Genomic DNA, 23772 nt, shown 5'->3' on the forward strand with positions numbered 1-23772 from the left:
CTTCTCCGGCTGGCGGGGCGGGGCGTCGCCGCCCCGCCCCGTACGGCTAGTTGCCCTGCTTCTTGGTGGGGCTGCGCTCCAGCGCCTGCTGCATCTGCTCGGCCCACTTGTCGACGGTGAGCTGACCGAGGCTCACCTGCTGCCAGCCGCGGGCCAGCGCGTCGGCCTCGGGTCCGGAGAGCATCACCCCGGCGTGCAGGGTCGGCTCGGCGACCAGCTCCTGGATCTTCTGGAAGGCCGGCGAGGAGGGCAGCAGCGCCTTGTCGACGTTCTTGTTCAGCGGCTGGCCCTTGGCGTGCTTCACCCACAGCTCGCCGTTCTCCTTGCCGGCGAGCCAGGTGATGAACTCCAGTCCGGCGTCCTTCTTCTCGCTCCACTTCGTCACGCCGTAGACGGCGCCCTCGATGCCGGAGAACTTCTGCGCCAGCGCGGCGCCGGGTTCGGCTGCCGGCCAGCGGGTGACGCCGAGCTTGTCGTCGCCGAGGGCCTTGCCGAACGCCTCCCAGTTCACCGCGTCGGAGATGATCGTCCCGGCGAACGCGGCGTCGCCGCGCTGGAAGATGTCCGCGCCGTCGGGAAGCATCGTGATCGACGGCGCGTTGCTGTTCGCCCAGCCCTTGGTGGTGATCTCGGCGAGCTTCTCCAGCACCGCGACCAGCTTCGGGTCCTTCCAGGACAGGGTGCCGGCCAGCAGGCCGCGGATGTCGTCCTCGCTCAGGTAGCTGCGGGCGATCTCGGGGAAGTCCCAGTACGCGGGGAAGGTGCCCGACAGCCCCAGGGCCAGGCAGGTCTTGCCGGCCTTCTTCACCGCCTCGCAGGCGGCGCTGAACTCCGTCCAGGTCGCCGGCGGCTTCTCGGGGTCGAGTCCGGCGGCGGTCAGGATGCTCTTGTTGTAGTAGAGGACGTTGCCCTGGTACGAGAAGGGCACGCCGTAGCAGGGCTTGGCGGTGTCGAAGCCCTCGCAGGCGCCGCTGTAGGTGACGAGGTCCTTGTTGATCTCGGCCGCCTTGTCGCCCAGCGGCACGTACGCGCCGCGCCGGTCAAACAGCTCCAGGCCGGCGTTGTTGGCCATCACGTCCGGCCCCGACTGGGACGTGATGTAGGGGCCCTGCACCTCGGGATACTTGTCGAACGGCACCGACTGCATGTCCAGCTTGATGTCCGGGTGGCTGGCCTCGAAGCTGGTCTTGACCTGCTTCCAGTACTCGGTGCCGCCCGGCTCCCAGGTCAGCACCTTGAGGGTCACCGGGCCACCCGAGGCGTCGTCACCTCCGCACCCGGAGAGCAACGCGGCGGCGGCCATGCCGGCGGCGACGACGCCGGCGGCCAATCTACGTCGGATCATCAGCAGAAGCTCCTGTCAGCGAGGGGGATGGGGGAACTCGGCGGGGGGCGCCGTCGGCGGTGGCGCTGTCGACGACGGCGGCGGCGATCTGCACCACGTGCAGCCCGTCGGCGAGGGGAACGACCGGGGTGGGTCCGTCGCCGTCCAGCCGGCGCAGGAAGTGCCGCAGTTCGGCGGCGAGCGCGCCACCGCCGTCGGCCGGGGAGAGCAGCCAGTCCGGCGCCTCCGTCCGCTCGGCCTGCACGAGCAGCGTGGGGTGCCCGAGGTCGACGTGGCCGACCCCGTCGGTGCCGTACACCTCGACCAGATCGAAGGTGTGGTGGGGGGTGTGTTCGGGCAGGAGGTAGCTGTTGCGGACCGACGACACGACGCCGTTGGCGTGTCGAAGCTCCGCCCACACCAGCACCGGCATCGCCGATCCCGGGCGGGTCCGGGCCGCCGCGCGGACCTCGACCACCGGCGACTGCGCGTACCACAGCGCCAGGTCGATGTCGTGCACGGCGGTCAGCAGGGCGGGATGTTCCTCGGGGAAGAGCCGGGTCAGGGTGCGGGGGCGGTCCCGGCGCGAGGAGACGGCCAGCACCTGACCCAGCCGGCCGTCGCGGACGGCGTCGTGCAGCGCCCGGTGGGCGGGGCTGTACCGCAGGATGTGTCCCGGCTGGCAGAGCACCCCGTGCGCCTCGGCGGCGGCGACGATGGCGGCGGCGTCGGCGACGGTCGCGGCCAGCGGCTTCTCGACCAGGACGGGCACCCCGGCGGCGATCAGGGCGACGGCGACGGCGCGGTGCGCCGAACCCGGTACGCACACGGACGCGGCGTCCGACGCGCCGGCGGCGAGCAGGTCGGCGACGGTGGGATAGGTGTGCGGGATGCCGTGGCTGACGGCCACCCGCTGCCGGGTGGTCGCGTCGGGGTCGACGAGCGCGTCGACGCGTACGCCCAGGGCCTGGTAGGCGGCCACGTGCCGGATGCCGAACGCGCCCCCGCCGACCACCGCCACCCGCGGTCCGTCGCTCATCCGTCCACCGCCCCGGCGGACGCCGGCGCGGCCTGCGCGACGCCGGCCCGCAGCCGACCGTCGAGAACCGCCCGCGTGAGCCGTTCCAGGGCGGCCACCCCCGTCACGAGGCACCGCTCGTCGACGTCGAACGCGCCGGAGTGCAGCGGGGCTCCGCCGCGCTCGCCGGTGACGCCCAGCTTGACGTAGAGGCTCGGACCGAGCGCGCCGAGCAGCGCGAAGTCGTCCGTGGTCAGGGGCGGTACCGGCAGGTCGACGACGTCGACGGTCCCGGGCAGCTCGGCGTGCGCGAGGGCGACCAGTTCGGCGGCGTTGCGCACGGGGGGCATCTCGTTGGCCCAGGTGAAGCGCACACCGAGATCGAGGGCCGCGGCCTGCTGGCGGGTGACGCGTTCGATCACGGCCTTGAGTCGCTCCCGGACGGCCGGGTCGTGGGTGCGCAGGGTCCCGGTCGCCTCGGCGCTCGCGGCGACCTGGCTCTGGCTCGCCCCGCCGGAGATGGTGCCGATGTTGAAGGCGACCAGTTCCTCGGGGTTGCGGGCCCGGGCGACGGCGGCGTGCAGGGTGGTGACCATGGCGGTGAGGCCGAGGATGGCGTCGCGCCCCAGCGCCGGGGTCGCGGCGTGCGCGGCCAGCCCGAGCACCTCGACGCGGAACGCGTCCTTCGCCGCCATCGCGGTGCTCCGGTCGACGCCGAGCGTGCCCGCCGCCAGGTCGGGCCAGCAGTGCAGGCCGAGCACCGCGGCGAACCGGCGGTCGCGGAACGCCTCGTCGGCGAGCACCGCGGCGGCGCCGGAGTCGGCTCCGAACGGAATCTCCTCGGCGGGCTGGAACAGCAGGGTCACCGAGCCCCTAGCCGGTGGATCGGCGGCGAGCCGGGCGGCGACTCCGTAGGCGACGGTCATGTGCACGTCGTGCCCGCAGGCGTGGCAGACGCCGGGATTGCGGGAGGCGTACGGCTCCTGCTTGGCGTCCTGAACGGGATAGGCGTCCATATCGGCCCGAAGGAGAACCTCGGGTCCGGGCGCAGCTCCATCGATCTCCAGAGTCAGGCCGGTGCCGGCAATTCCGGTCCGGATCCGGCCCAGTGGCCGCAACAACCCCACGAGGGTGGCGGCCGTTTGCCGCTCCGTGAACCGCAGCTCAGGGTGTTGGTGAAGCTGGCGCCGTAGCCGGACCAGCTCATCAACGTCATCGCCTTCCAGCGCCACGCGGTTCACCCCTTGCTCGCGTCCTCAGTTACGGACCTAATTGAGACAAGAACCTAAGTCAGGGGTGCCGTCACGTCAATGGCCTGCGGAAATTTGGGCTAGGGTCCGATCATGCGACGCGCTGACGCCCACCTGCACCTGTTCGCCGACGGCTACCCCGGCCGCTACGGCCGCTCCCCCGCCGGCGGCGACGAACTGGCCGTCTACCAGGGCATACGTCACGAGCACGGCATCGAACGGGCGCTGGTGGTCGGCTACGAGGGCGAGCCGCGCTTCGCGGGCAACAACGACCATCTCGCCCGCCTGGCCGCCACGCACGACTGGATCGCCCCGGTCGCCTACGTCCCACCAGGCGGACGGACGGAAGCGGGCGGGACCGGAACCTGGCTGTCCGCCGGCTTCGTCGGCGTCGCCGCGTACCTGCCCGACGCCGCGGCCGCCGAGGCGTTCGCCGCCTGGACGACGCAGGAGGCGCCGACGCTGAACGGCGCCGGGGCGATGGTGAGCCTCAACGCCACCCCCGCGGCGACCACACGGCTCGGTCCGGCCCTGGCCGCCCTGGACGGCTGCACCGTGCTGTTCAGCCACCTCGGCCTGCCCGGGGAGCACGCCGAGGCGCCCACCCGCGCGACGGCGGAGGCCGTCCTCGCTCCCCTGACGCGCATGGCCCGGCTACCCCACGTCGGGGTCAAGCTTTCCGGCCTGTACGCGGTCAGCCACCCGGCACACGCCTTCCCGCACCGGGCGGCCCGCCCCTTCGTCGACCTGCTCCTCGACCGCTTCGGCCCACGGCGCCTGTACTGGGGATCCGACTTCTCCCCGAGCCTCGACCACGTGTCCTTCGCCCAGGCGGCCGACCCGACCGGTCTCGACGGGCTGTCGGCCGGGGACCGCGACGCCGTCCTCGGCGGCAACCTCCTGCGCGCCCTCGACCGCCACGCCGCCGCCACCGGGCGACAGCCGGCGGCGTCCCCGCCGGAAGCGGGCCGGATACCCTCCCCGTCGTGACCCACGAGAACGAGATCACCGAGCCGGTCGACCTGTGCCTCGCGGGTGGGCGGCTCAATCCCGCCGCCGTGGGCTGGAGCCGCCGCCCGCTGCACCGGGCGAACCTGCGCGGCTGGGGCCGCAACAAGCGCTGGGAGTACTGGGGGGTCGTCACGCCGACCCACATCGTCGGCCTGGTCGCCTCGTCGCTGGACTACGCGGGGGTGCACAGCCTCTACGTGCTCGACCGCGCGACGAAGGCCGAGATCGACAGGAACGCGGTGGTCCCCTTCGCCCGGGGCGCCCTCTTCCCGCCGGTCAGCGGGGCGGGCGCCGTTCGGGCGCGCGGCGGCGGGCTCTCGATCGACATCGGCCAGGCGCCGTCGGGCACCACCATCCGCGCCACCGCCCCCGGCCTGGAGGTCGACCTCGTGGTGCCGCTGCCGGCGGGTCATGATTCGCTCGGCGTGGTGGTGCCCTGGAGCACCCGCCGGTTCCAGTACACCGTCAAGGACCTCGGCCGCCCCGTGCGCGGCACCCTGCGGGTCGACGGCGTGGCCCACCCGATCGCCGGGGCGGACTCCTTCGCCGTGCTCGACCACGGTCGCGGCAGGTGGCCGTACGCGATCCGCTGGAACTGGGCCGCCGGCAGCGGCCCGGGTCGGGCGATCCAGCTCGGCGGTCGGTGGACCGACGGCACCGGCTCGACCGAGAACGGCCTCTTCCTCGACGGCCGGCTGCACAAGATCGGCGACGAGCTGCGCTGGGAGTACGACCGCGCCGACTGGTCGCGGCCGTGGCGGATCAGCGGCGCGCGGGTGGGCGTGGAGTTCCACCCCTTCCACGAGAAGATCGCCAGGACCAACTTCGGTGTGCTCGCCAACGAGACGCACCAGTGCTTCGGGCACTTCACCGGCTGGGCGGCGGCCGACGACGGCGAGCGCGTCGACCTGGACGGGCTGGTCGGCTGGGCCGAGGAGGCACGCAACCGCTGGTAGCGGCGAGGGGGCCGGAGGTGGGCGCCGGGCGCGCCGGGCGCGGCACCTGGCCCTAGGGTGGGCGGTATGGCAAGCCCTGGCCCCTCCGCCGACGGCTCGGCGGCCCGGAATCCGCTCACCCTGCTCACGCTCGACGCACTCCGGCAGCGCACCAGCGTGAAATGGCGCATGTTCCCGCCCGACGTGCTCCCGCTCTGGGTCGCGGAGATGGACGTGCCCCTCGCTCCCCCCGTGGCCGACGCGCTCCGCCGCGCGGTCGACCTCGGCGACACCGGCTACTCGTACGGGACGGCGTACGCGGAGGCGATCGGCGACTTCGCCGCACGGCGTTGGGGATGGCAGGACTTCCGCGTCGCGCACACCTCGGTCGTGCCCGACGTGATGATGGGCGCCGTCGAGGTGCTCCGGCTCGTCACCGACCCCGGCGACGCGGTCGTGGTCTGCTCCCCCGTCTACCCGCCCTTCTACGCCTTCGTCACCCACGCCGACCGGCGGGTCGTCGAGGCCCCGCTCGGGCCCGACCGGCGCATGGACCCCGCCGCCCTCGACGAGGCCTTCCGCCGCGCGCGGGCCCACGGCCGCCGGCCGGCGTTCCTGCTGTGCAATCCGCACAACCCGACAGGCGTCGTCCACCGGCGCGACGAGCTCGAGACCGTCGCGGCGCTGGCCGACCGGCACGGCGTGCGGGTGGTCTCCGACGAGATCCACGCTCCCCTGGTGCTGCCGGGGGCGCACTTCACCCCGTACCTCACGGTGGCCGGCGCCGAGAACGCGTTCGCCCTGGTCTCCGCCTCGAAGGCGTGGAACCTGGCGGGTCTCAAGGCTGCGCTCGCGGTCGCCGGACCGCGGGCCGTGGCCGACCTCCGCCGCATGCCGGAAGAGGTCAGTCACGGGCCCAGCCACCTCGGTGTCATCGCGCACACCGTCGCGTTCCGCGAGGGCGGGCCGTGGCTCGACCTCCTCCTCGACGGTCTCGACGGCAACCGCGCGCTGCTCGCGACGCTGCTGGCGAAGCACCTTCCGTCCGTGCCGTACCACCGGCCCGAGGGCACCTACCTCGCCTGGCTGGACTGCACGGGGCTGGGCGTCGACACGGAGCAGCCGGCCGACGACACCGGCGTGGTCAGCGACGTCGCCGGGCCGGCGAAGATGTTCCTCGACCGCGCGCGGGTCGCCCTCAGCTCCGGGCACGTCTTCGGCACCGGCGGGACCGGCTTCGTACGGCTCAACTTCGCCACCTCGCCGGCGATCCTCACCGAGGCCGTCACCCGCATGGGCGACGCGATCCGCTGAGGACGCCCGCCGTCGGCGCGGGCCGGGCGGCAGCACGTCCGGCGCGGCGTTCGCGGTGTTCGCGCACGGGTCGTCAGCTGGCCCGGCAACCCGAGGCGTTCACTCACCGTCAGCGCCGCCGGAGCGCTCGGCGTCAGCCGGCTGGTCGAACAGCCGCTGGTAGCGCTGCACCGCGAGCAGGACCGCCAGCTGACCGAGCGCGCTGACGGCGGCGGCGAACTGGTCGAGGTAGAACACCAGCAGGTTCACCACGCTCAGTGAGGTGACCAGGCCGGCCCGGGCGAGCTCCACGGCGCGGCGAGCCGTCCCGCGCAGCAGCAGCCCGGCGGCCACGAGGAGCGCGGTGCCCACGCCGGCGTCCAGCAGCGCCCGGACGAGCAGGAGCAGCACCCCGCGGCGGTCCTGGATGTCGACGCGGGCGAACTCGTTGGCGGTGGTGAGCACCCCCTCGGTGGTGCCGTCGCGCAGGTCGACAGCGACGGCGACGATCGTGACGAGGTCGCTGAGCGTGACGAAGCCAAGCAGCCCCAACGCCAGGACCAGCCCGACGCGCAGCCGACCCCGGGTCAACGACCGCGCCACCCAGGCCCGCACGGCGACCGCGAACCGGGCGATCCGTCCGGACCGGTGCTCGTACGGCGGCAGCACACCGGGCTCCGTCAGCTCCAGCAGCGCCGCGGCCAGCGGCTGCAACCGGTCGTCGTCCGGACCCGCGGCGGCGGCGCCGAGTCGTCGCCGCAGCTGGGCCCGGTCCCGTTCGCTGAGCCTCCCGTCGACGGCCTCGCCGAGCAGCTCCAGCGCGGCGTGCAGTTGCGCCCGCGTGCCCTCTACCCGCGTGCTGCGGGCGCGCACGTAGAGCCACACGCCGATGAGGAAGGCCGCGTAGGCGATGGGCGCGGCGGCCGGGAAGAAGTAGTCGTTGTCGGCGGTGATGAACTTGCCGACCTCGTCGATGAAGAGGCCGGTGCCGATCCCGGCCAGCAGCGCCGCCCCGAGCAGCGCGGCCCGGTTGACGACAAGCAGCGGGACGAGCGCGGCAACGAACAACGACAGGCCACCCCACAGGGCGTGCGAGATGTGCAACGTGCCGCCGCCGACCTGCGGATAGCCGGTCAGCGCGAGGAATGCGCGGGTGCCGAGGACCGCACCGCCGAACCCGATCAGCATCAGCAGCATGTAGTGCTCCGCGTCCAGTCGCGCCACCAGGCGGCGAGAGGAGCGACGGTGGGACGGGAAGCTCACGTGGACAGCAAACACCTGACGGCAGGGTGCCGGTGGCACCTCCGCCAAACGCGGGCACGGCCTCGGTCCGTCGACCGGCGGACGGTGCCGGGCGTCAACCGCCGGCGCCGGCGGTCAGGTCGAAGTCGGCGACGACCGGTGCCCGCCCCACCCACACGAGGTTGCCGTCGGTGAACCTGTCCCCGGCCGGGTACCAGCGGCCGGGCCCGAAGGAGCAGTCGCACCGTAGCTTGACCAGTTGCCCGGGGAGCATCGGAAGTCCGTACGACGTGCCGACGTCCACCGCGCCGACGACGTCGCCGGTGAGGGCGTCGAAGGCGACGACCGTGCTGTAGGCCGCCAACTCGTCGGCGCGGATCGACCCACCCACGGTGGTCGGAGACCGCAGGGCCTGGTGAAGCGTGGCGGTGCCGCCGGGGCGCACCCGGACCGTCCGGGCCAGCAGGGCGGCGCCGACACCACCGGACCACTGGGTCGCGATCCCCGTGCCGGAGAACCGCAGGGCCCAGTCGTACGGCCCGAGCCCGGTGATGCTGTAGCGGCCGGTGTCGTCGGTGATCGGCGTGTCGGGGCTGTACTTCGGGTGCGGCACGAACGGCACCACGGCGACGTGGGCACCCGGGACCGGACGCCCGCTCGCCGCGTCGGTGAGTACGCCCGAGATCCGGCCGGGCGGGTCGAGCCGGACCGGTGGGGCGGCGGTCGTGGCACCGGCGCCGACAGTGACCACCCACGCCCGGTGGCGCTCCCCGGTGCCGCCCTGCCCACCGACCCATTGGCGCCCGTACCGTGCTGCCTCGTAGGGCTGGGCGAAGAGCCGGTAGCGTCCCGGCTCCACCCCGGTCACCTCGATCCCGCCCCGGTCGTCGGTGCAGCCACCGACACTGCCGAGTTGACTCTCGCCGATGGACACCCGGGCGAGTCGGTCGCGGTCCAGCGGTACGAGGCTCACGCAGGCGCGGGCCGGCGCACCGGTGCCGGCGTCCTGGACCGTCGTCGTCACGCTGCCGGTGGCCGACGCGGCGCTGGCGGGAGCGGGAGCGACGGGCAGCAGGAGGAGCGCGGCGGCCATGCCGGCGGCTGCCCAATTGCGTCGCCTGAGCTGAGGATCGGTCATCGAGGGCTCCAGTGGGCTGCGGTGACGGCCGACATCCGCCACCGTAGCGGCCACCCGTGGGCCGGGCTGTCGGGTCGGTGACCGCCACGCTGTCAACCCGCGGGATGACACTGACTATGATCGATCGGCCGACGGCTCGAGTCGCGCGGTCCACGAGGATCTGCCCGGCTCGACCGGGGCCTGCCGACCGTCCGGTGCGGGGAGCGACCCGGCCGGCCAGCACCGTCACCCACGCGCCGTCGGCCGATGCGGCCGTGGCGGCGGGCACCCGTGATCACAGAGGGAGTTCCATGAATCAGCATGACGGAACCGGTTGCTGCGGGGGCGGCGACGAGGGCGCACCCGGCATCAGCCGCCGTGGCGTGCTGCGCGCCGCGGCGTGGGGCGCGGGCGCCATGACCGTGGGCGGGGTGCTGACTCCCGGAACCGCGCACGCCGCACCCACGATCTACAACCCGTTCACCGCGTACCCGGTCACCGACACCTGGGAGGGCCACCTCCGCCGGGGCTCGCTCGGCGGCATCGACTACGGCATGGGCGTGGGCACGGCACTGCCGGCCTGCGGCGCCGGCACCGTCCAGAACATCCCCTACAACGGTACGGGTGGACACACCGTCACGATCCATCACGGTGACGGCTACCGCAGCCAGTACATGCACCTGTCGCAGTTCTCGCTCGCCGACGGCGCCAGCGTCGGCGCGGGCACGGTGGTGGGCCGCTCCGGCGGCGCCGCCGGGGCCCCCGGCTCGGGCAGCTCGACCGGTCCGCACCTGCACTGGCACATGATCGATCCGTCGGGCACCAGAATCAGCCCGCTGGTCTACATCGCGCAGAATCCGAGCCAGCAGTCGCGTCAGGTGTTCGAGGCGCCCAGCTTCAACGGCTGGCAGGCCCTACCGATCTCCGGCAGCGCGGGCGCGGTCACCGGCTCGGCGGTGGCCACGATCGGGGTGAGCACCACGAAGATCGTCTACACCCTCAACGGCGGCCGGATCTTCGAGGCGGCCAGCAACGCGGGCTGGCGCAACCTGTGGACCGGCGTCTCCGGCGCACAGGGCACCGCGCTGGCCGCGTTGAGCTGGAAGGGGGTGAAGCTCGTCTACAGCGTGGTCGGTGGCTTGGTGCACGAGGCGAGCAGCGGCAACGGCTGGCGCAACATCAGCACCGGCATCACCGGCGTGAGTTCGTCCTCGATCGCGGCGATCGAGATCGACGGGATCAAGTACGTCTACAGCATCGTCGGCGGTCTGGTGCACGAGGCGAGCAGCGCGAACGGCTGGCGCAACATCAGCACCGGTATCCCGGGCTCGGCGGTGGCGGCGATCGCGGCAGGCACCACGAAGATCGTCTACACCCTCAACGGCGGCCGGATCTTCGAGGCGGCCAGCAACGCGGGCTGGCGCAACCTGTGGACCGGCGTCTCCGGCGCGCAGGGCACGGCCCTGGCCGCGCTGCACTTCAACGGGGCGAAGCTGGTCTACAGCGTCACCGGCGGCTCCGTGCACGAGACGGCCAGCAACACCGGCTGGCGCAATCTGAACAGCGGGGTCCGCGGCTCCACGGCGGCCGTGCTGGCGGTGGGGAACAACAAGTACATCTACGCCGCCTGAGCCACCGGCGGGGGGCCTCCCGGGCGGGAGGTCCCCCGCCGACCGCTGTGATCCAATGCGACCATGGTTCGACAGCGGGTCCTAGCCGTCCTTCTGTTCTTGATCGCGCTTGGGGCGCTGGCAGCCTCGCACACGTTCCCGTTCCTTGACGACCTCCCCGAGCTGGCCGAGTCGGCGATCGCGTTCCTGGGCGCGGCGTGCCTCCTGACCGGGGTGTGGCTGTGGTTGCGGAAGCCACCGAACCGGTCGTCGCATTCGGCCGGCGACGGCGGCAGACACTGACGGACCCGGGTGGGCAAGGATCACCAGGGCCGGTCTGCGACACCCAGGAGGGTTCGCCGTGACCGCTGCCCCGGCACGCTCCCGCAACTACGAACCTCACCCGATCTGACGCGTCACCGTTCGGCGATCCATCCGAGCGCCGACAGGCGGCTGACCAGTCGCTCGACGTCGAGGGTCCGGAACATCCACAGCTCGTCGCGATCATCGACGTCGAACTCCAGCCCGGTGTTTCGCCAGCGCCGGATCGCGATCACATTGTCGACGGTGATCACGAGGGTTCCGGCCCAGATCTCCCGCAGCGTGATGGCGTGCTGATCCGCCCGTAGCCTCGCCGTCGGCCAGCCGGAGTCGGCGCGCACACCGCCCCCGACCTTGGGGACGACCCGGATACCGCCACGCGACGAGAACCCGCCCGAAGGCACTGATCTTGCCATTTCGATGCTTCCACGATGGTCGGGGGCAAGGGCAGGGAGGGCGGATCCGCAGGGCTGCCTCGCCCACGCAGCCATCCGGAACGCCCGGTCTCGCTTCGGAAGTCCGCACGGCGCACCGGCGGGCGCGGGTAGCGTCGCCGGTGTGAGGGTGTTGCTGCGGCACGGCCCTGGCGACGGGCAGGTGGTCGACGGCCGAGGCGAGACGGTGGTGTGAGGTGCCTGCCTGTACGAGCGGACCGGCGACCGCGAGGAACGCCACGGTCACACCCTGATCGTGTTCCGGCACCGGCCGGACTGCTGCGAGCCGTACGGGCGGGGCAGCGAGGACCGCTGCGAATGACGCCGGCGAGGCGCGCGGAGCGGCTGACGGCGGTTCCGCCGGCCTCAGCGGCGGGCGCCGCCGGCCTCAGCGGCGGGCGCCGCCGGGCCGGCCCCGGCCGGTTCCGGAGGCCCGGTGGCCGATGCGCGGAGCCCGTACCACCGCGGTGTTGCCCGCCCCAGGGCGGAAGTCCCGCGCCGCGGCGGCGACCATCTCGTCGGGATCGCCGGCGAGCGCCTGCCGGATGTGCGGCGGCACCACCTCCGACGTCGCCAACGCCATCCGGACCTGCACCGAGCGGTCGTCGACCAGGCGTCGCAGGTCCGCGTCGTCCAGCTCGACCGCGAGCACGAGCGCGACGCGGACGTCCACCACGGGATCCTGGGCGAGCGCGCTGCGCTGGGCGGCGGTGGTCCGCGGGTTGCGGGCGAGCCCCTTGCGTACGCGCGCGGTGCGGTCGGCCATCAGGGCGGTGATCACGTCGGGGTCGTGGGTGTGGGTGGCGAGCCGTTCCCGCACCTCGGGCGAGACGTCGTCGACCAGCCGCGCGGCCAGCTCGGGCTCCAGTTCGCGCGTCTCCGCCAGGAGGCCGCGAAGCTCCTTGTCGGGAGCCTCCGCCATCACCCGGCGGACCGACTCGTTGCAGGCCGGGTTACCGGCGACCGCCCAGCGGACCCACCGGTCGGCGTCCTTGACGAGCACCAGGAGATTGCCGATCGAGGTCGAGGGGTTTCTCGCCACGGCCTCCCGGACATCGCGATCGCGGTCCCGGGTCAGCGGACGCAGTGCCTGCGCGGGCGCGTCGGTACGGGTCGCGACGGCCTTACGGACCACGGCCGACGGGTCGGACGCCAGGTCGATGAGGGTCAGCTGTGGCGTGGTGGGGTCCTGCGCGACGGCGAGCCGCGCGTCGACGCCGCCACCCGTCGCGTCGTCCGCAGCACCTGACCCACTGTGACGGTCGGGTCCGCCGACGTCCTGCTGTTTCCCCATGGGCGCCATCATGTCACGGGCCGTGCCGTGGACCGGCCGGGCCGGGCCGGGTCGGCCGCCCAGGGGTGATCGACGCCACCACCTGGACGGCCGAGGAGCTCGATGGCGTCGCCGTGGCAGCCGGTGCCACGGCGGACGTCTCAGCTCCTGGCGCGGCTGGCCCGGCCGAAGCCGCTCAGTTCTTGGCCTTCGCGTAGTCGAAGAGGTCGGAGACGTCCTCGTCGAAGTACGGGCCGTACATGTTGCCGGAGAACTTGTACGAGGCCACCGAGTTCACGTGCCCGAAGCCCTGCGAGTTGTTCCACGCCCGCAGGAAGGGCCCGCCGCTGGTGCCCTCGTTGAGCGGGCAGTTCATGAGCTTGACCCGCTGACTTCCAGCGGCCTTCGTCGTGCTCTGGCAGTAGTGCTGCCACCTGCCGTCGAAGGGCGCGGCGCCGGGGTAGCCGAGCAGGGTCGCGGCGACGCTGCGGGGGTAGTTGAAGCTGATGCCCTCCCCGCCGGTGACGTCCACCAGTCGTTTGCCGTTGCGCGGCCACACGGTGACGAAACCGTAGTCCCACCACAGGATGTCGTGGTTGACCCAGCCCTTGGTGGAGGTCATGCTCCGGGCGCTCCACAGCCCCCAGGCGGACGGTCCGTCGGCGTAGTTCGGGGCGAACACCCAGTTGGTGTACCAGTTGTCGGAGCCGTCGCCGGGGTGCAGGCAGTGTCCGGCGGTGGAGACCAGGTTCGCCTTGGCCGTGTTGATCGCGCTGGCGGAGCAGAAGTGGTCCTCATTGTTGGCGTCGGTGAAGAAGACCCGCCCGACACCGGGTGAGGGATTGACGGACTGGGTTCCCGCCCCGGCGGAGGCGTTCCGGGCCGAGACCGAGGCCCCGGGGACCGCCGTGCCGGTGCCGCGTGGACCGATCGGCTCCGCGCCCGAGCGCGGTTCGCCGACCCGACCCGGCCGGTCCTCGGCCTCCCCGGCCAGTTCCTCCTCGCCCACCAACGGTTCCAGCGGCGTCGCGGATCGCATCCGCTCCGGCGTCCAGTACGCGTCGGCCAGGGTCTGCGCGGTCGCCGCGTCCCGGATCGGCCGGCCGTGGAACGTCGCCTCCGCCCCGGCAGGGATTCCGTTCGGCGTGGTCGCGCTCGCCTGTGCCGGCGTGCCGGCCAGAGCCAGCCCGCAGAGCATGGCGGTGGTCGCCGAGATGATGCCGTAACGCCTTCGCACCCGTGCCTCCTTAGGAGCCGGCCCGGGTGGCCATCCGCCACGGGCCCGGCAGGGGTGACGCTAGGGCGCTGGCCCGCCGCCGGGCAGCGGTCTGTCGGCATTGATCCAGAGACACGTATCTGCTTGCGGCCGGTCGACCCGGGACGGCGTCGGATCGCCCGGACCGGTCACCGAGTCACGCGCAGGGCTTCCGCCCGCAGACGTCGATCACCTTGCCGGTGAGCAGGAACACCGCCTTCTGTCTCTGGGCCGCAGCCTGGGCGCGCGGGAACTCGTGCGAGTCCTCGCCGTACTCCGGCCCGGCCGGGGCGAGGTTCGTCGATGGTGGCGCGTACGCCGCGCCGCTGTTCCAGACCACCATCGCCGAGCCGGTGTACGGGTACCTGCGGATCGGCGCGATGCCCCAGTACGGCCGCACGTCCGGCGACCAGCCGTCGGCCAGCGCGGGGGTGTGCAGACGGGCGCCGATGGTGCGCGCCTGGACCTCCGCCGCGACCGTGGAGACCTGCTGGTCGCCGAAGGCCACGTGCATCAGCACCTGGTGTGCCGGGGTGCCCGGTAGCGGGCGGTCGGTCATGTGCTGGGCGTACCCGTTGGCCTCGGAGCGGTCCCACAGCATCTGCAGCAGCGCGAGGATCAGCTGCTGGTCGGCCTTGTCCGGGTAGTAGCCGTCCATGATCGTCTGGAACGGGGTGAAGGCCACGCTGCGTTGCAGCAGCGTGGAGTAGTTCATCGCCGGCACGCCGAGCACCGACCGGGTCCAGTCCTGGGCGATGGCGGTGAGCGCGCCGCCGTTGATGCCGCCCTGGCTGTTGCCGTCGTAGTGCAGCCCGCCGGCCACGTCGATCAGCGGCCGTGCGGCGGCGTCCCGGAACGCCGGGTGGGCGGCGAACCCGCCCGGGTGGATCATCGCCCGGCCCAGGAAGAGGAAGTTCAGGTAGCTCTGCTGCAAGCGGTCGGCCACCGCGGGGAAGCCGCTGAGGTCGGTGAAGGCGCCGGCCACGTAGGGGACGTCGGCGGCGGCCATGCCGATCCAGCTGGTCGCGCAGAAGGTGAAGTCGTACGTGTGCGACATGGCCCTGACGTTGCCGGCGTTGATCTCGGTCGGCTTGCCGAGCAGGCCGTGACCGTAGAGCGAGAGGTGTGCCGGCTTCGCGGCGGAGGCACTGCGCGGGATGTTGCAGACGAAGTCGGCCGCCACCGTCGCGCCGGACGGTGTGGGCAGGGCGTTCGGCGTCGGTGGCGTCCCGTCGCCGCCGGCCGGCCCGTAGTGCAGCCGGGAGCCGGGCCCGCCGTCGCCGGTCAGGTACGACGGTACGCCGATGGTGCCGGTCACCTGCCGGGCGATCAGCGGCTCCTGCTCCGGCGGGTAGTCGGTCACCTGGGTGACGGTGAACGACGGTGCGGCCCGGCGGAGGGCGGCGAACGCGCCGTCGCGGATCGCCAGCATCCGCCCGGTCAGACCGTGCCGGCTGGCCACGGTGAAGTCCCAGGCCAGGTGGAGGCTGTGCCGCTTGACGCCGGCCCTGGTCAGGTCGGCGAGGATCCGCTTCATCTGCGGGACGCGACGGTCCCGATGGTCGAGGCCGGCGCCGGTCACGTACGCCGTGAACGCCTTCGGCGCCGGGATCAGCGCCCCGTTGCCGTCGCGCATGCCGCGCAGGCCGACGACGTACCGGGTGCCCTCGGTCAGCGCCACCGCCGGCCGGATGATCAGCACCTGCCGCTCCGGCTGGCCGGCCGCGTGCGCGTCCAGCTCGGCCCAGTACGGCGTGCGCCTGCCCGTCCGGGCGTCGAGCAGCACGATCGGCGCGTCCGGCGCCAACGAGCGGCCGATGTCGGTGACCGGCGCGATCCCGGTCGCCGCCGCGTCGAGGCCGGGCACCCGCACCAGGATCGGCGAGCCGGGGCTGAACCCGTCCTGCCGGTTCCATTCCGTCGGGTCGATCGGGGTTCCCTGCACGTTGGCGGGCATCGCGGAGGCCGGGAACCGCACCCGCTTGCCGGTCGGGCTGCTGCGGTCCGGCACGGTGAAGTAGTCGTTCGGGAACGGCAGCAGGCAGGCCGTCGGGTCGATCGGGTCGCAGCCCTGGTGCCCGGCCGGCGCGGGAGTCGCGGGCGGCGCCGCGGCGGCGGCCGCGCCGAGCAGGACGGCGCCTGCGGTCACCAGCACGGACACGGCGAGACGGAGCCGTCTGGGTGTGGTCACGCGCATCTCCTTCGACACCCGGACCGTGGTCCGAGGCGGGGCCGACGATGGTGGGTGGAGCGTCGTGTACTTCCTACGCTCGTGAATGGATCTCGGCAAGAGGGCCGCTACCCGTCGCACCGGCACCATCGCCCTCCACTTCGTACCGCGCCCAGGCGTCGTCCACGCCGCGCCGGTCCCCCGGCGCGACTCACAGCCGGTGGGCCATCGGCAGCGCGGTCATGCCGCTCGCCGTGCTGGTGGCCCCGTCGACGAGGAATTGCCGACCGTCGTCGGCACCGCCGTTCACGCGGCCACCAGAACAGCCCTTGGTCATGCCCTTCTCCAGGAGAAGAAGATCATCGGCCAAGGGCTGTTTCCGTGCCCGGTCGCGATCCCCGCGGGGCCCCGGGAGTCAGGAATCAAGTTGGTGGCTGGAGAGATGACGACTGCGCGTCGGGCATCCTCACACTCGCCGCAGATAGCCGCCAGGGAACCAGGTGAACATCAGTTCCTCCTTCGACCTGTCGACTTCGAAGCGCTGATCGGGCAGGAATTCCTCGAGCGCCTCCCAGGGCCCGTCGCCCGGTTCCCACGGCCCCGCCTGGACCGGGTGCCCGCTGAGGTTGGTGTCCTGCACGATCAGGTAGCAGCCCGGCGTCACCAGGTCGGCGTACGCCGCGAGTTCCGCGAGGACGTGCTGCTTGCTGTGGTCGCTGTCGAGGATCACCATGACCCGCTCGACGGCCTGCGCCTTTTCCCGCATCTGGGCGACGACGGCAGGGTCGACGGACGACCCGGTCATGGTGTCGACCCGGTCGAAGAACGGCGAGTCGACAGCCATTCCTTCGCCGTCGATCCAGCCGCTCGGTCCGGCGAGATGTTCGGGCTTGACATCGACCGTGGCGACCCGGCCATTGCCGACGAGTCCGAGCATGGTCGCGTAATAGAGTGCGGACCCACCGTGTCGGGTGCCGGTCTCGATGATCAGATCAGGTCGCGTATCGTGAATGATCTCCTGGATCATCCACATGTCCATCGGATTCTGGTGACACGCCACGCCGAGCCATGTCCGGCGACGCCACACCTTGCTCTTGTAAAAGGCCCGCTGGAACGTGTCCACGGCCCCGGAAACATCAGCATCCATGGGGGGAAACTATCACGACAAATGCTGGTCGGTGATCATGCCTCTGACCAAAAAATCACCGGCACGGGTGACCCCTTTTCTCGAACAAAACGCCCAGGAGACACGCCTGGGAAAGGGTCGGGCACTGCGGCTCGTTCCATAACCGTAACCATCGGTCACGGCCGGTTCCGGACCGTGACCGTCTGATCCCCGCCAATGCCGGCAGGCGCGACACGGGATCCGCCGCCCACGTCACCGGCAAGGCGGACGGAGGCGCCTGAGCGAGGTGCCCAAGCGCCTCCTGCCGCCTTACTGGCAGGCCATCGGGCCGCCGACGACATCGTCCAGCTCGTCGTCGGCCATCTCACGGATGTCGACAGCCTCGAAAGTCACCTCGGTCATGTTGATTCACCCCCTCCCCGCATCATCGGTCACTGCACCCGACCAGTTGGTCGGACGAATCACAGCTGGCAGGCGAACGGGCCGCCGACGACATCGTCCAGCTCGTCGTCGGCCATCTCACGGATGTCGACAGCCTCGAACTCTACCTCCGTCATTACGATTCACCCCCTTTCCGCATCATCGGTCCGCCTCCACCCGACGGGTTCGATCCGCAAGCCGCGGCGGCGGGGCTCAAGTCCGCAGGTTCCACACGGATCGACAGCCCTTCCATAGCGGGCTGGGGGCCATAGGATACCTCCGTCATGTCCACGGGTGATGTCGCGTTCGTCGCGTTCAACTGACAACTGTCGAGGGCCTATCGACCCGCCTCCAGATCGGCCTTGACCGCGCGCAGGAACGCCGCCGCCAACCGACCATTGACAAAACGATGGTCGTATGCCAAACCCAGATGGAAATAGTCACTGGTGGTGACCGAACCATCATTCTGAAGCACCAACTCGCGTTGCATCGAGGCAAGAGAGACCGCGCATGTGTGTTCCGGGAAGATGAGCGGCTGCGCATGCACGACGTCCGCGTCCGTATGTATCGTGAGCGCGATGTTCGACCCGGCCAGATCAGCCTCGGCGAATTCCCCGCGCACGGCGGCGCGACGGAACCGCAACAGGTCGGCGGCGACGTCCCGCAGCGGCCGGGTGTCGGCGTCGGCGACGACCGGCAGGTAGAGGCCCCTCCCGACGTCGATGGTGACACCGACGTGCGCTCCCGGCCGGACCGTCGCCGCCTGATCGCCCTCCGCTCGCGCGAAGCACAGCGGGAACTCCGCCCGCCGCGCCGCGATCGCCTCGACCACCAGCTCCGGGACGCCGACGAATCCGATGGTCGCCGCCTCGTCACGCAGGCGTCGTTTCAGTCGATCGGCGACCACCTTGACGACCGTGTACGCGGCGGGGATCTCGCGGTGCGAGGTGGACACCGTACGGGCGACCCGTCGCTGGGCCGCGGACACGGTCACCCGCTCGGTCGTGGCCGGCGGTGCCTGCCCGGCGACCAGCTGTTCGATGTCCGACCGCGCGATGACCGGCTTGCCGATCGACCGTACGGCCGCCTCCGCCACACCGTGTTCGGCCATCAGCCGCCGGGCCGGCTCGGTGATGGTGATCGCATCCGGATCGGCGGCCTGCCGCACCGGCGCCGGGCGGTCGTCCCCGCCGACGGTCGCCACCACCTCCCCGGGGCGGCAGGTCGACGGTGCGGGCGTCCGCTGCCACAGGACGCCGGCGTCGTCCGCGACGAGTTCGTGCGCCGCCTTGGAGGTCTCCACGAGAGCTACCGCGGTGCCCGCCTCGACCGGCGCCCCGTCGCCGACGAGCCACTCGATCAGCGTGTACTCCTCGTCGGTCGCGTTGAGCCGCGGCAGCCGGATGTCACCCACCGGCGACCGCCGTCACCACGGCGCGGATGTCGTCCGCCTGGACCAGCACCGCGCGCTCGAGGTGGGGTGCGGCGGGGATGGTGCTCGGCGGCGCGTGGAGCAGCCGGACGGGCTGGGACAGCAGGTCCCACATCTGCTGGTGGATGGTGTGCGCCACCTCGGCCCCCCACGTCCCGCCGGCCGTCGCGTCCTCGACGACCACCACCCGTCCGGCCCCGGCGATGAGAGCAGCCAGCGGCGCGGGGTCGAACGGGTAGAGCCGCGACGGCACCACCGCACGCACCGCGATCTCGTCACCCAGATAGGCACCCCGCATCCCGCCGAGCACCCTGTCGGTGAGGCCGCCCGGTGCGATGACCACGACGTCGGCCCGGTCGACCCCGCGTACGCCCAGCACGGCGAAGTCGCAGGCGCCGCCGATCCGCTCGCAGTGGAACAGCTCGTCCCCGGCCGCCGCACCGAACCGTCGACGGCCGTAGAGCACCTTGTCCTCGAAGTACATCGCGGGAGCCCCCGAGTCGAGGATCCGGGCCAGTGTGGCGTGCGCGTCGTGCACCGGGCTCAGCTCGTGCACGGCGAGGTTGGGCACGCCCACGAAGTGCTTCTGCAGGCTCTGGCTGTGGGTGGGCCCGTATCCGCGGTTGCCCCCCGTCGGGCACCGGACCACCAGCGGCATCCGCACCGGTTCGCCGTACATGGTGACGGCCTTGCTGGCGAGGTTGACGATCTGGTCGAAGCACAGGGTGGCGAAGTCGGAGAACATCACCTCGACCACCGCCTCCCGGCCCCGCAGGGCCAGGCCGACCGCGAAGCCCACGATCGCCTGCTCGCTGATCGGGGTGCTGAGGACCCGTTCGGGATACCCGGTGGACAGGCCGCGGGTGACGCCGAAGGCGCCGCCGTACGGGTCGGCCATGTCCTCGCCGACCAGATGGAGATCGGGCCTCTCCGCGAGCAGGGCCGCCAGGGCACGGTTGAGGCCCTCCCCGACCCGCTCGGCCACCGGCTCAGCCATGACCGGCACCGATCAGCGGTCGGGCGAGGACCGACTCGACCACGGCGCGGATCCTCCCGGTCGCCGCCGCGTCCAGGCGGTCGACCTGCTCCGGGAACGCCGCGCGGTAGTGCGGGTACCAGTCACGCCCGGCGAGGGCCTCGAGCTCCGCCGACGTGCGGGTGTCGTCGCCCTTGCTGTGCGGGCCGAGCCGCACCGTGTCGAACTCGACCACCAGCGGAGACCCGTCGTGACGTACGGCGGCGACGAGCGGCGCCAGACTGGCCCGGATGACGTCGACGTCGATCCCGGTCACCTCGACGTGACGGATGCCGAAGGCGGCACAGCGGTCGGCGACGCTACCGGCCATCTGTGCCGAGGTCGGGGTGGACTGGGCGATCCCGTTGTGTTCGACGACGACGACCATCGGCACCCGCCACAGCGCGGCGAGGTTGAGCGCCTCGTACACCACCCCCTCGCCCCAGGTGCCGTCCCCGACGTACGCCACGGAGATCGAGTCCGTTCCGGTGCGCCGCATGTCGAAGGCGGTGCCCACCGCGACCGGCACCAGTTGCCCCTGGATGCCGGTGGACATGAAGCCCGGGCGACGGATGTGCTGCGAACCGCCCATCCCGCCGCACAACGCGCCCGCACGGCCGGCGAGCTCGGCGAGCAGGCCCACCGGATCGTCGTACCGCGCCAGGTAGTGGCCGTGTCCCCGGTGGTTGCTGAACACCTCGTCGTCGTGGCGCAGCAGGGACTCGACCACGACCGGGACGTACTCCTGGCCGAGGCAGGTGTGGCTGGTGCCCGGGATCAGTCCCCGGCCGAGCAGGTCGAGGACCGCGTACTCGAAGCGTCGGATGGACAGCATCGCCCCGAGGGTGGAGTCGGCCAGCGGGCGCAGCCGGCTCTCACGCATGGGTGACCTGTCCGCCGGACACGAGGTCCCGGGCCCGTGCGGCGAGCACCCCACGGTCGATCTTGCCGTTCGCCGTGTGCGGGAAGGCGTCGATGTCGCGGCACAGCAGCGGCACCATGTATCCCGGCAGGATCGAGGACATCGGGCGACGGATGTCCACGCCCGGGGTGCCGACGTAGAACACCGCCAGCTCCGTCCGCCCGGCCGCCTCGAACGCCACCGCGACGGCCCGTTCCACCCCCGGCAACTGCCCGACGTGCCACTCCAGCTCGTCCAGCTCGACCCGGTAGCCGCGGACCTTCACCTGCCGGTCGACCCGACCGAGATAGACGAGTTCACCGCCGGCACACTCCCGGACCCGGTCGCCGGTGCGGTACCAGCGCACCGGGTCGCCGTCGTGGAAGCGCCCCTCGTCGTCGGCCGGATCGAGATACCCGGGGAACATCTGCTGCCCGGTCACGCACAGCTCGCCCTCGGTGCCGTCGACACCGTCCTCGACGATGCGGTACCTGAGATGCGGGTACGGCGCGCCGATGGGGACGACCCCGTGCACGGCGAGGTCGGCGGAGTCCTCGGACAACCGGTGCGCGGAGCAGGCGATGGTCAGCTCGGTCGGGCCGTACAGGTTCTCCACCACCGATCCGGCCGCCGCCCGCTGCCAGTCCTGCGCATCCGTCATGCGCAGCGCCTCACCGCAGAAGAGGCTCCACCGCAGCGTCGGCATCGAGCCGGGGGTCAGCCCGCCCCGGCGCCGCACCAGAGCGATGGCGCTGGGCACGGAGAACCAGAACGTCACCCGCTCGGCGGCCAGGAACTCCGGCAGCGCGGTGAACACCTGCGGCGGTGTGGACACCACGGTGGCACCCGCGCCCCAGGCCACGAAGAGGTCGAACATCGCCAGGTCGAAGGTCTGGTCGAAGGTCTGCGAGCACACGTCGCCCGGGCCGAGGTCGTAGCGGTCGAGGTTGTACCGCAGGAAGCTGTCCATGTTGGCGTGCGTGATCGCCGCGCCCTTGGGGCGGCCGGTGGAGCCCGAGGTGAACAGCACGTACGCCACGTCGTCGTAGCCGGCCCGGGGCAGGGCGTCCAGCGGCGTCGCGGCCTGCGTCGCCACGGCGAGGCCGGGCAGGGCCGCCGTGAGGTGCGTGAGCGCCGCCGCCCCCGACCGGTCGACGATCAGCGTGTCCACGCCGGCCTGCGCCGCCATCCGGCAGGTACGCGCGGCGGGGAAGCCCGGGCTGAGCGGCACCGCCGTCGCGCCGGCGTAGAGCGTGGCGAGGAGCCCGGCGTACGACTCGATGCTGCGCACCGCGAGGATGCCGACGGTCCGCGCCCCGCACGCGACCAGCCCGCCGGCCCAGCGCCGGGCCACCTGGTCCAGCTCCGTGTACGTCCACTCCTGGCGGCCGATCCGCAACGCGACCCGGTCCGGCGCCGTCGCCAGGCCGGCGATGAACCACTCGTGCAGCAGACGTTGCGGCAGCTGACCGGTCACCAGGCCACCGCGTCTTCCGTGAAGAGCCCCAACCGGTCGAAGAAGCGGGTGGTCTTGTGCATCACGCTCCGGTGGAACTCCTGACGGTACTGGTCGCCGAGCACCTCGGCGCGGATCCGCCGGGCCCCGGGAAGGGCGGCGTCCGCGTACACCTCGGGGTGGTAGAACGCCCGCAGGCACGAGCTGACGTAGCGGGCCAGGTACGTCCCGGCTCCCGCCAACTCCTCCGGCGTCGCGCTCTGCTTCGCCTCCTCGTACAGCGCCCGCATCATCTGCCGGCCGAACGCGATGTGCCGCGACTCGTCCTGGTGGTGCACGGCGTTGATCTGCTGCGCGATGTGCGGCAGCCGGCCGTCGGTCGCCATCTTCGCGTTGTAGTAGTCGCACAGCTCCTCCGCGATGAGGATGCGACCGAAGATGACGAGGTCACGGATGGCGGGGCCACCTTCGATCGCGGTGCCGGCGACGCGTTTGGTCTTGTAGACCTTCCCCCCGTACCGCTGGCAGAACTGGGCGAAGAACCACATGTGTTCGTTCTCTTCGTGGATGAAGTCGTGGAAGAACTCCGACAGGCCCGGGTACCGCGTGTCGTAGATCCGCCCGGCCACCTCGCCGATCAGCTCACGGATGAGGTGGACGTTGAGACTGAAGAAGTTCACCGCCTCGGCCTGGGTCAGGCGCACCCGTTCGGCGTCCGACAGCCGGTCCCACACCGCGGTGCCGTGACACGTCGTCAGCTCCGGGCTCATCCAGAACTGGTCCGTCGGCAGTTCCGCCGGCCAGTCGAAGATGTCGAAGACGTGGTAGCGCTGGTCCCGCGCCTGGTCGCTCAACCTGGCGGCGACCGTGGTGAGCCGCTCCCACGACTGGTGCACGTCCGCGTGTCTCTCCTCGACGGGGCCGGTCACATCAGGCTCCTGACCGCGTTCCAGATGGTGCCCGGAGTCGCGAAGACCTCCGGCTGCAACAGCTCGGGTGGGATCTCGATGTCGAACTCGGTCTCCAGGTTGACGATCAACTCGACAACTTCCAGCGAGTCGACACCGAGCTCGGTCAGGCTCTGGTCAGGCTCCAGGGGCGAGTCGGCACTGAGCAGCCGACTGCGCTCCCGAATGAGTGGTTCAAAGGCGGGTGGCCAATCCACCATG

At 72.0% G+C, this 23772-nt stretch carries 21 protein-coding genes and 2 pseudogenes; 5 read left to right on the forward strand and 18 right to left on the reverse strand.

Annotated elements, in window-relative coordinates:
- Window positions 1–46 precede the first annotated feature (46 nt).
- The 3 genes from EV374_RS10600 to EV374_RS10610 are packed head-to-tail and all read right to left on the reverse strand — an operon-like array spanning window position 47 to window position 3583.
- The gene (locus EV374_RS10600; RefSeq protein WP_486485689.1) at window positions 47–1345 is read right to left on the reverse strand and encodes an ABC transporter substrate-binding protein; all 1299 of its coding nucleotides are present in this window, start codon (window positions 1343–1345) and stop codon (window positions 47–49) included.
- Window positions 1332–2363, reverse strand: a complete 1032-nt coding sequence (locus EV374_RS10605) for a Gfo/Idh/MocA family protein (RefSeq protein ID WP_132234091.1) — start codon at window positions 2361–2363, stop codon at window positions 1332–1334. The genes EV374_RS10600 and EV374_RS10605 overlap by 14 nt, the downstream gene beginning before the upstream one ends.
- A complete protein-coding gene (locus EV374_RS10610) occupies window positions 2360–3583 on the reverse strand; it encodes a M20 family metallopeptidase (protein WP_132234093.1) in 1224 nt (407 codons plus the stop codon). Before EV374_RS10610 ends, EV374_RS10605 begins: the two co-directional genes overlap by 4 nt.
- Window positions 3584–3685: 102 nt before the next feature.
- On the opposite strand from EV374_RS10610, the gene EV374_RS10615 reads away from it, so the two are divergent.
- The 3 genes from EV374_RS10615 to EV374_RS10625 all read left to right on the forward strand — a co-directional run bounded on the left by EV374_RS10615 (window position 3686) and on the right by EV374_RS10625 (window position 6852).
- Window positions 3686–4582, forward strand: a complete 897-nt coding sequence (locus EV374_RS10615) for an amidohydrolase family protein (protein ID WP_132234095.1) — start codon at window positions 3686–3688, stop codon at window positions 4580–4582.
- On the forward strand, window positions 4579–5559 hold the full coding sequence (locus EV374_RS10620) for a DUF2804 domain-containing protein (RefSeq protein ID WP_132234097.1): 981 nt from the start codon (window positions 4579–4581) through the stop codon (window positions 5557–5559). The genes EV374_RS10615 and EV374_RS10620 overlap by 4 nt, the downstream gene beginning before the upstream one ends.
- Window positions 5560–5625: 66 nt before the next feature.
- On the forward strand, window positions 5626–6852 hold the full coding sequence (locus tag EV374_RS10625) for a MalY/PatB family protein (RefSeq protein WP_132234099.1): 1227 nt from the start codon (window positions 5626–5628) through the stop codon (window positions 6850–6852).
- Between the two features lie 99 nt (window positions 6853–6951).
- Here EV374_RS10625 and EV374_RS10630 read toward each other — a convergent pair whose 3' ends face one another.
- Window positions 6952–8094 carry a hypothetical protein gene (locus tag EV374_RS10630; protein ID WP_132234101.1) on the reverse strand — a complete coding sequence of 381 codons (1143 nt, stop codon included), beginning with the start codon at window positions 8092–8094 and terminating at the stop codon, window positions 6952–6954.
- Window positions 8095–8188: 94 nt separating this feature from the next.
- Window positions 8189–9211 (reverse strand): carboxypeptidase-like regulatory domain-containing protein, encoded by a 1023-nt coding sequence (locus EV374_RS10635; RefSeq protein ID WP_132234103.1) that lies wholly within the window; start codon window positions 9209–9211, stop codon window positions 8189–8191.
- A 290-nt stretch (window positions 9212–9501) separates the two neighbouring features.
- On the opposite strand from EV374_RS10635, the gene EV374_RS10640 reads away from it, so the two are divergent.
- On the forward strand, window positions 9502–10821 hold the full coding sequence (locus EV374_RS10640; RefSeq protein ID WP_132234105.1) for a peptidoglycan DD-metalloendopeptidase family protein: 1320 nt from the start codon (window positions 9502–9504) through the stop codon (window positions 10819–10821).
- A gap of 395 nt (window positions 10822–11216) precedes the next feature.
- On the opposite strand, the gene EV374_RS10650 is transcribed toward EV374_RS10640, so the two are convergent.
- On the reverse strand, window positions 11217–11462 hold the full coding sequence (locus EV374_RS10650) for a hypothetical protein (protein WP_132234109.1): 246 nt from the start codon (window positions 11460–11462) through the stop codon (window positions 11217–11219).
- A gap of 217 nt (window positions 11463–11679) precedes the next feature.
- Here EV374_RS10650 and EV374_RS33320 point away from each other — a divergent pair.
- Window positions 11680–11877: pseudogene (locus EV374_RS33320) on the forward strand (hypothetical protein).
- 66 nt (window positions 11878–11943) lie between these two features.
- On the opposite strand, the gene EV374_RS10660 reads toward EV374_RS33320, so the two are convergent.
- From EV374_RS10660 to EV374_RS10705, 12 genes and pseudogenes are all read right to left on the reverse strand, one after another.
- Window positions 11944–12849 (reverse strand): hypothetical protein, encoded by a 906-nt coding sequence (locus EV374_RS10660; RefSeq protein WP_132234111.1) that lies wholly within the window; start codon window positions 12847–12849, stop codon window positions 11944–11946.
- A 175-nt stretch (window positions 12850–13024) separates the two neighbouring features.
- Window positions 13025–14065, reverse strand: coding sequence for a hypothetical protein (locus tag EV374_RS10665; protein ID WP_132234113.1), 1041 nt, complete (start codon window positions 14063–14065; stop codon window positions 13025–13027).
- Window positions 14066–14240: 175 nt separating this feature from the next.
- A complete protein-coding gene (locus EV374_RS10670; protein WP_132234115.1) occupies window positions 14241–16274 on the reverse strand; it encodes a hypothetical protein in 2034 nt (677 codons plus the stop codon).
- Window positions 16275–16464: 190 nt separating this feature from the next.
- Window positions 16465–16623, reverse strand: coding sequence for a hypothetical protein (locus EV374_RS32480; protein ID WP_165947746.1), 159 nt, complete (start codon window positions 16621–16623; stop codon window positions 16465–16467).
- A 96-nt stretch (window positions 16624–16719) separates the two neighbouring features.
- Window positions 16720–17400 carry a CmcI family methyltransferase gene (locus EV374_RS10675; RefSeq protein ID WP_132234117.1) on the reverse strand — a complete coding sequence of 227 codons (681 nt, stop codon included), beginning with the start codon at window positions 17398–17400 and terminating at the stop codon, window positions 16720–16722.
- A 736-nt stretch (window positions 17401–18136) separates the two neighbouring features.
- Window positions 18137–19003 carry a 2-oxo acid dehydrogenase subunit E2 gene (locus tag EV374_RS10680; RefSeq protein ID WP_486485707.1) on the reverse strand — a complete coding sequence of 289 codons (867 nt, stop codon included), beginning with the start codon at window positions 19001–19003 and terminating at the stop codon, window positions 18137–18139.
- A 57-nt stretch (window positions 19004–19060) separates the two neighbouring features.
- Window positions 19061–19213, reverse strand: a pseudogene (locus tag EV374_RS33325) (lipoyl domain-containing protein); the annotation flags it as partial.
- Window positions 19206–20228 carry a transketolase C-terminal domain-containing protein gene (locus EV374_RS10685; RefSeq protein ID WP_132234121.1) on the reverse strand — a complete coding sequence of 341 codons (1023 nt, stop codon included), beginning with the start codon at window positions 20226–20228 and terminating at the stop codon, window positions 19206–19208. The pseudogene EV374_RS33325 and the gene EV374_RS10685, both read right to left, overlap by 8 nt.
- The gene (locus tag EV374_RS10690) at window positions 20221–21129 is read right to left on the reverse strand and encodes a thiamine pyrophosphate-dependent dehydrogenase E1 component subunit alpha (RefSeq protein WP_132234123.1); all 909 of its coding nucleotides are present in this window, start codon (window positions 21127–21129) and stop codon (window positions 20221–20223) included. The genes EV374_RS10685 and EV374_RS10690 overlap by 8 nt, the downstream gene beginning before the upstream one ends.
- Window positions 21122–22624 (reverse strand): acyl-CoA synthetase family protein, encoded by a 1503-nt coding sequence (locus EV374_RS10695; protein ID WP_486485690.1) that lies wholly within the window; start codon window positions 22622–22624, stop codon window positions 21122–21124. The genes EV374_RS10690 and EV374_RS10695 overlap by 8 nt, the downstream gene beginning before the upstream one ends.
- Entirely contained in the window at window positions 22621–23532 is a 912-nt protein-coding gene (locus EV374_RS10700; RefSeq protein ID WP_165947747.1) for a diiron oxygenase, read from the reverse strand. The genes EV374_RS10695 and EV374_RS10700 overlap by 4 nt, the downstream gene beginning before the upstream one ends.
- Window positions 23529–23771, reverse strand: coding sequence for a phosphopantetheine-binding protein (locus EV374_RS10705; RefSeq protein WP_101409372.1), 243 nt, complete (start codon window positions 23769–23771; stop codon window positions 23529–23531). Before EV374_RS10705 ends, EV374_RS10700 begins: the two co-directional genes overlap by 4 nt.
- Window position 23772: the final 1 nt, after the last annotated feature.

The sequence above is a fragment of the Micromonospora sp. CNZ303 genome, from assembly GCF_004345505.1.